7 protein-coding genes are annotated in these 7147 nt (G+C 64.9%); 3 read left to right on the top strand and 4 right to left on the bottom strand.

Features of this window, described 5'->3' with window-relative positions:
* Positions 1 to 335: 335 nt before the first annotated feature.
* The 3 genes from cobM to ACW2Q0_RS16280 all read right to left on the bottom strand — a co-directional run bounded on the left by cobM (position 336) and on the right by ACW2Q0_RS16280 (position 2538).
* A complete protein-coding gene (gene cobM / locus ACW2Q0_RS16290; protein ID WP_457190869.1) occupies positions 336 to 1100 on the bottom strand; it encodes a precorrin-4 C(11)-methyltransferase in 765 nt (254 codons plus the stop codon).
* A 22-nt stretch (positions 1101 to 1122) separates the two neighbouring features.
* The gene (locus tag ACW2Q0_RS16285; protein WP_457190867.1) at positions 1123 to 1548 is read right to left on the bottom strand and encodes a PPOX class F420-dependent oxidoreductase; all 426 of its coding nucleotides are present in this window, start codon (positions 1546 to 1548) and stop codon (positions 1123 to 1125) included.
* A gap of 66 nt (positions 1549 to 1614) precedes the next feature.
* On the bottom strand, positions 1615 to 2538 hold the full coding sequence (locus ACW2Q0_RS16280) for a LysR family transcriptional regulator (protein ID WP_457190865.1): 924 nt from the start codon (positions 2536 to 2538) through the stop codon (positions 1615 to 1617).
* A gap of 142 nt (positions 2539 to 2680) precedes the next feature.
* Between ACW2Q0_RS16280 and ACW2Q0_RS16275 the strand changes: the two genes are divergently transcribed.
* Positions 2681 to 4099, top strand: coding sequence for an MFS transporter (locus ACW2Q0_RS16275; RefSeq protein ID WP_457190863.1), 1419 nt, complete (start codon positions 2681 to 2683; stop codon positions 4097 to 4099).
* Positions 4096 to 4842, top strand: coding sequence for a 3-hydroxybutyrate dehydrogenase (locus ACW2Q0_RS16270; protein WP_457190861.1), 747 nt, complete (start codon positions 4096 to 4098; stop codon positions 4840 to 4842). Before ACW2Q0_RS16275 ends, ACW2Q0_RS16270 begins: the two co-directional genes overlap by 4 nt.
* Before the next feature lie 11 nt (positions 4843 to 4853).
* On the opposite strand, the gene ACW2Q0_RS16265 is transcribed toward ACW2Q0_RS16270, so the two are convergent.
* Positions 4854 to 5447 (bottom strand): SACE_7040 family transcriptional regulator, encoded by a 594-nt coding sequence (locus tag ACW2Q0_RS16265; RefSeq protein ID WP_457190859.1) that lies wholly within the window; start codon positions 5445 to 5447, stop codon positions 4854 to 4856.
* Between the two features lie 93 nt (positions 5448 to 5540).
* On the opposite strand from ACW2Q0_RS16265, the gene ACW2Q0_RS16260 reads away from it, so the two are divergent.
* A complete protein-coding gene (locus ACW2Q0_RS16260; protein WP_457190857.1) occupies positions 5541 to 7142 on the top strand; it encodes a carboxyl transferase domain-containing protein in 1602 nt (533 codons plus the stop codon).
* Positions 7143 to 7147: the final 5 nt, after the last annotated feature.

Below are 7147 nucleotides of genomic sequence, written 5' to 3'. Positions count from 1 at the left end.
CCGTAACCTCGCTTCCGGAACACCACGCGAGCGCTCCCCGACGAACACCGGGACGCGGACGCGCACCTATGCGAGCGTGGCGTCTGTGTTCCCGCGTTCAGTTCTCATCAATCAAGCAAAAATGTTCATTGGCACTATCTGCCCGCCAGGCCGACCTCGTTACATGGGCGCGACCATGCCCGCCGCCCACCGACCGGCTCCGCCGGGAAATTCAATGCAGATCACCGAAACAATCTACCGTCGTCGCCGCCAGCCGACCAATCACCTCTCATAGCCGGGAAACATCAACGCAGGCAAGGACACATCGCAAGTTCGCTGGACAACTGTCAGTGATCTCACACCGCTTGCGAAGGTCGGTGGCGATCGCGGGCCGGATCGTAGAGATGGGACTGCGTGCAGGACGGATTCGGGGCGAGCGCGCGGCCGACGAGGATGACAGCGGCTTGGCGCAGACCTGCGGATTCGACCTGGTCGGCGATATCGGTCAGGGTGCCGCGCAGCACCAGTTGGTCGGGTTGGCTGGCCCGGTAGACCACAGCGGTCGGGCAATCGGCGCCGTAGGCGGGAATCAGTTCGGCCACCAGTAGGCGGATGCGGGTAATGGCCAGATGCAGCACCAACGTGGCCCGCGTCCGGGCGAAGTTCGTCAGAGCCTCGGATTCGGGCATGGCGGTCGAGCGTGCCTGCGCGCGCGTGAGGACCACCGACTGAACCACTTCGGGGACGGTCAGCTCGGTGCCGAGCAGGGCGGCAGCGGCGGCGTAGGCGGGGACGCCGGGGGTGAGGTCCCATGGCACGTTCGCGGCGTCGAGGCGGCGGGTTTGTTCGGTGAGGGCCGAATACAGGGAAGGGTCGCCAGAGCAGAGGCGGGCGACATCCTTACCGCCACGGTGGGCGCGCACCAGATGCCCGGTGATCTGGTCGATATCCAGATGTTGGGTGTCGATCAATTCGGTATCGGGCGCACAATGCGCGAGCACCTCGGGGTCCAGGTAGGTGCCCGCGTAGAGACAGACGGGGGCGGTGCGCAGCAGCTCGACCGCGCGAACGGTCAGCAGGTCCGCCGCGCCCGGCCCGGCCCCGATGAAATGCACGGTCATGGAGGTGAGTCTAGGGAGGAGCTCAGTCGGTCGCGTCGAAGTGGGCGATCACTTTGCTCGGGCGCAGCCGGACCACCAGTTCGCCGGGCACGCCGTTGCGCTTGCCGAACTCCTCGGCGCGGTCCGCGCCCATATAGCGGCCGCCGATCTCTGTCGCGGTGCGCAGGAGTTCGTCGGGATCCTCGGACAGGGAAACGGTGCCCTGGATCTGAACAGACGAATACGGCGCTTCCTCGAGGTCGACCACCACCGCGATGCGCGGGTCGCGGGCGAAGGCCTTGCCCTTCGCCGTGGCCTTGCCGGTATTGAAGACCAGTTCGTCACCCTCGAGGATGAACCACACCGGGGTCACGATCGGGCGGCCGTCGGAGGTCACGAAGGCGACCTTCGCGGTTCGCGTGCCATGGGAGAGGAATTCGTGTACTTCGGGATCCGAGAGTGAGGCCATCCCCCAACCCTAGGTCCATACCGTGGATCACCGGCGCACCGCCGAATACTGCGCCCGGCTGTTGAGTTACTCCGGTAATCCGAGCAGAACATTCCGCTGCTCCCGCACCCGAACCTGAATCGCGTCGACTACCGCCGCCACCTCCGGCCTGCGCAATGTCTCGGTGCGAGTGACCAGCCAATAGGTGAGCCGAACGGAGACTTCGTTGCGAAGCACTCGGATCAGATCGTCGTGCCGATCAGCCATGAAGCAGGGCAGCAAACCGAGGCCCGCGGCCGCGCGAGTCGCTTCGACATGTACGAAAACATTGGTGGAAGTGACGGATTCACGCATCGCGGGCGCGAAACTGGAAGCCAGGTCCAAATCGTCGACTTGCAGCATCGAATCGATGAAGTAGATCAGCGAGTGGCGCGCGAGGTCCTCGATGGCCGTGGGTCTTCCGTGTTCACGCAGATAGTCACGTGAACCGTAGAGCCCGAGGCAGTAATCGGCCAACCGAATTGCCCGGGCGCGGTGTACTTGTGGTTCACCCACCACAACTTCGATATCCAGACCCGAACGCTGCTGGGATGCGCGACGGGTCGCCGCGACGATCTCGACGGAAATCTTCGGGTGCCGCCGCTGTACCTCGGCGGCGGCCGGTGCGGCCATATAGGCACTGAATCCGTCGGTCGCCGAGAGCCGAACCACACCCCCCAGCACCCGGGTGCCACCGGAATCGGTAGCCAGTGACTTGACCGCCGACTCCACCGCCTCGGCCGCCGCCAATGCCTCCCGCCCGAGATCGGTCAATTCCCAACCGCCGGTCACCCTGGTGAGCACCCGCCCACCCAGCGTCTGCTCCAGTGCGGCGATACGACGCGAAATCGTGGTGTGGTTGATCCCGAGCTCCTCGGCGGCGGATACGAAGCGTCCGGACCGCCCGACAGCGAGCAGAACCAGCAGATCATCCGCGCTGGGGCGCCTGGGACCCGAGGCGGCCGAGCTCATATCTGCATTCTCGCAGACGCGCCCTGCACAACTGGTCATTGCGGCCGAAGATATGTGCACGAATACTCGTTCCGACCGAGCAATGTGGGGGCCATCACACTTTGTCGCCAGATGTGGCCCCCGGTCATGAAGGAGAAGTTCGATGAGCGTGCGCGATGCGATGGGGCCGACGGGAAACGATCCCGGCGGGATACCGGCGGGGCTCAGGCGGGTGGTGGCCGCGTCCATGGCGGGCACCGTCGTCGAGTGGTACGAATTCTTCCTCTACGGCACGGCCGCGACGCTCGTCTTCAGCAAGGTGTTCTTCGCCAAGGGCACCAGCGATCTCGACGCGATCCTCGCCGCCTTCATCACCTACGCCGTCGGCTTCGCCGCACGTCCGTTGGGCGGTGTCGTCTTCGGACATTTCGGTGACAAATACGGCCGCAAAAAACTGCTGCAATTGAGTCTGGTACTCGTTGGTAGCGCGACCTTCCTGATGGGCTGTCTGCCGACTTTCGCCCAAATAGGCTATTGGGCACCGACATTGCTGGTCGTCCTGCGCTTCATCCAGGGCTTCGCGGTCGGCGGCGAATGGGGTGGTGCGGTACTGCTGGTAGCCGAACACAGTCCGAACTCCAGCCGTGGTTTCTGGGCGAGCTGGCCGCAGGCCGGGGTGCCGGTGGGCAATATGCTGGCGACGGTCGCGCTACTGGCATTGACCTCGACGCTGTCCGACGCCGCCTTCCTGAGCTGGGGTTGGCGCGTGGCGTTCTGGTTGTCCGCGGTGGTCGTGCTGATCGGCTACTACATCCGCACCAAGGTCACCGACGCGCCCATTTTCGTTGCGGCACAGCAGGAAATCGAACAGATCAAGGCCAATTCGCTCAGTGTCGTCGAGGTGCTGCGGCGCTACCCGCGCGGTGTATTCACCGCCATGGGTCTGCGATTCGGCGAGAATATCCTCTACTATCTGGTGGTCACCTTCACCATCACCTATCTGAAGGTGCATGTGCATGTCGACACCAAGGTCATCCTGTGGTGGCTGCTGGCCGCACATGCCGTGCACCTCGTCATGATTCCGTTGGCGGGCGAACTCTCCGATCGCTTCGGCAGGCGGCCGGTGTACTTGGTCGGCGCGCTCACCGCGGGCACCTGGGGCTTTTTCGCCTTCCCCATGATGGACAGCGGCCACAACGCGATCATCATGTCCGCGATCATCATCGGTCTGATATTCCACGCCCTCATGTACGCGGGCCAGCCCGCGATCATGGCCGAGATGTTCCCGACCCGGATGCGGTATTCCGGTGTCTCCCTCGGTTATCAGGTCACCTCGATCGTGGCCGGATCGCTCGCCCCGATCATCGCCGTGCGTCTACTCGATAGCTACAAGTCGGCAGTACCGATCGCGCTGTATTTGGCCGCGGCCGCGGCGATCACCGCGATCGCGGTCCTGTTCGCGCGCGAGACGAAAGGTATCGCACTGGAGAGCATCGACACCGCCGACGCGCAAACCCTCGCCACACAATCGGCACCTGTTGCGGCAGCGTCGGCCGACAACCTTCGAGCGGAGCTCACATGAGTGATTTGACCGGACGTTGCGCCCTGATCACCGGCGGCGCCAGCGGCATCGGCGCCGCCTGCGCCCGAGAACTCGCGGCCCGCGGCGCCACCGTCACCATCGCCGATATCGATGACGTGGGCGCGAAGGCACTCGCCGCCGAGCTCGACGGAAAATCCTGGGCCGTAGACCTTCTCGACGTCGCCGGACTGGAAGAACTCACCCTCGATGTGGACATCCTGGTGAACAACGCCGGTGTGCAGAGCATCAATCCGATCGAGGATTTCCCACCGGAGCGCTTCCGGACCCTGATGACCCTCATGGTCGAGGCGCCGTTCCTGCTCATCCGCGCGGCACTGCCGCAGATGTATCGGCGGGGCTTCGGTCGAATCATCAACCTGTCCTCGGTGCACGGGTTGCGCGCGTCCGAATACAAGGTCGCGTATGTGACGGCCAAACATGCACTGGAGGGCTTGTCCAAGGTGACCGCGCTCGAGGGCGGCCGCCACGGCGTCACCAGCAACTGCGTCAATCCCGGATATGTCCGAACACCATTGGTGGACAAGCAGATCGCCGATCAGGCCAAGGCCCACGGCATCGACGAACGGGAGGTGCTGGAGCGGGTGCTGCTCACCGAGAGCGCGATCAAGCGCCTCGTGGAACCGCAAGAGGTCGCATCACTGGTGGGTTGGCTCGCCTCGCCGAATGCCGGCATGGTCACCGGCGCGTCCTACACGATGGACGGCGGGTGGACCGCGCGGTGATCGCGGCCGGCCTAGCCCAACGCCGACAGCGCCATCTGCCGCAGCACCGGCCGGGTCCGAGCGGCGGTGGCATTGGTTGCACTGTGCGGCGTGGAGTTCATCAAGCCGAAGCCCGCGTGGGCCTGGACCCGCGCGGTTTCCTCCGGCAGCTCCGGATGCAACTTCCGCAGCACCGCCACCCAGATCTCGACGTACTGACGCTGGGTGCGTCGCAGTTCGCGCCTGGGGCCGACCGGCACGTTCTCGAGGTCGCGGTCCTGGATCCGGATGAGTTCGGGCTCGCCGAGCGCGAAGTCCAGATGGAAATCGACCAGCCCGGACAGCGCCTCGCGCGCCGACCCGGTCCGGGCCACCACCGCTTTACCACCGTCGAGCAACCGCTGACTGACCCCGACGAGCAGTTCGACCAGCAGGGCTTCCTTGTTCGGGAAGTGTCGGTAGACCGCGGGCCCGCTGATCCCGACGGCCGCGCCGAGGTCGTCCAGGCGCACGCCGAGGAAGCCGCGATCGGCGATGAGCCGGGCACCCGCGTCGAGCAGCTGCGCCCTTCGCTGCAGCTTGAGTTGTTCCCTGCGGGTGGGCGCGACGGGGTCGGTGCTGGTCACACGTGCTCCTTTCAGCACACCTGGACATCTTGGTTAATCAAGATTAACCTGAATTTCAGTTATTGGCGACTAACTGGATGGCAGGACGGCGTGATGACGGTGACCGAACAGGTCGGGGTCGACAACCGCGCGGCACATGGGGAGCTACGGGAGGATCTGCGTGCCCGGCTGGCCGCCGCGGCGCTCGGCGGACCCGCGAAGGCACGCGAGCGGCATGTGGCCCGCGGCAAGCTGCTCCCCCGGCAGCGGGTAGACCAACTGCTCGATCCGGGCAGCCCATTCTTGGAACTCTCACCGCTGGCCGCGACCGGCATGTACGACGACGAATGTCCCGGCGCCGGAATCATCACCGGTATCGGCCGGATCTCCGGTCGGGAATGCGTGATCGTGGCCAATGACGCCACGGTCAAGGGCGGCACCTACTACCCGATGACGGTGAAGAAGCATCTGCGCGCCCAAGAGGTCGCATTACAGAACCGATTACCGTGTGTGTATCTCGTCGATTCCGGCGGTGCGTTCCTGCCGCGCCAGGACGAGGTCTTCCCGGATCGGGAGCACTTCGGACGCATCTTCTACAACCAGGCGACCATGAGCGCCAAGGGTATTCCGCAGATCGCCGCGGTACTCGGTTCCTGCACCGCCGGCGGTGCGTACGTACCCGCGATGAGCGACGAGGCGGTGATCGTGCGCAATCAGGGCACGATCTTCCTCGGCGGACCGCCGCTGGTGAAGGCCGCGACCGGCGAGGTGGTCAGCGCCGAGGACCTGGGCGGCGGCGAATTGCATTCGCGCACTTCGGGAGTCACCGATCACCTGGCCGAGGACGATCAGGACGCGCTGCGTATCGTGCGCCGCATCGTGGCCACGCTCGGCCCGCGCCCGGCCAGCCCGTGGGAGGTGCGGGCGACCGTCGCGACCGCGAAGCCGGAGTCCGAACTGTACGACGTGGTCCCCGTCGATCTGCGCACCCCGTATGACGTGCGCGAGGTCATCCACCGGCTCGTGGACGGTGGCAGCGACGCAGACAACGGATTCCACGAATTCAAGGCCGAATACGGTAAGACGCTGGTCACCGGATTCGCGCACATCCACGGCCATCCGGTCGGCATCATCGCCAATAACGGTGTGCTGTTCAGCGAATCCGCCATGAAGGGCGCACATTTCATCGAACTGTGCGATAAGCGCACGATTCCCTTGCTGTTCCTGCAGAACATCACCGGTTTCATGGTCGGGCGCGATTACGAGGCGGGTGGTATCGCCAAACACGGCGCCAAGATGGTCACCGCCGTGGCCTGCGCACGAGTGCCGAAGCTCACCGTGGTGATCGGCGGATCGTATGGCGCGGGCAACTATTCGATGTGCGGGCGCGCGTATTCACCGCGCTTCCTGTGGATGTGGCCCAACGCGCGAATTTCGGTGATGGGCGGCGAGCAGGCCGCCTCGGTGCTGTCGACGGTGCGCGGAGATCAACTCGACAGCAGCGGACAACCGTGGTCGGCCGCGGACGAGGAGGCATTCAAGGCGCCGATTCGACAACAGTACGAACATCAGGGCAATCCGTACTACTCGACCGCGCGGCTCTGGGACGACGGCGTCATCGACCCTGCCGATACCAGAACCATACTCGGACTTGCCCTTTCGGTGTGTGCGCAGGCACCGCTCGAACCGGTTTCCTACGGCGTCTTCCGGATGTGATCGCG

This window comes from Nocardia citri, assembly GCF_054065835.1.
This window is presented reverse-complemented; position numbering and strand designations above follow the sequence as displayed.

Excerpts from the sequence above, each read along its gene's own strand:
- ACW2Q0_RS16260 (WP_457190857.1), top strand. The coding sequence starts at position 5,541 with ATGACGGTGACCGAACAGGTCGGGGTCGACAACCGCGCGGCACATGGG.
- ACW2Q0_RS16275 (WP_457190863.1), top strand. The coding sequence starts at position 2,681 with ATGAGCGTGCGCGATGCGATGGGGCCGACGGGAAACGATCCCGGCGGG.
- ACW2Q0_RS16285 (WP_457190867.1), bottom strand. The coding sequence starts at position 1,548 with ATGGCCTCACTCTCGGATCCCGAAGTACACGAATTCCTCTCCCATGGC.
- ACW2Q0_RS16270 (WP_457190861.1), top strand. The coding sequence starts at position 4,096 with ATGAGTGATTTGACCGGACGTTGCGCCCTGATCACCGGCGGCGCCAGC.
- cobM (WP_457190869.1), bottom strand. The coding sequence starts at position 1,100 with ATGACCGTGCATTTCATCGGGGCCGGGCCGGGCGCGGCGGACCTGCTG.
- ACW2Q0_RS16280 (WP_457190865.1), bottom strand. The coding sequence starts at position 2,538 with ATGAGCTCGGCCGCCTCGGGTCCCAGGCGCCCCAGCGCGGATGATCTG.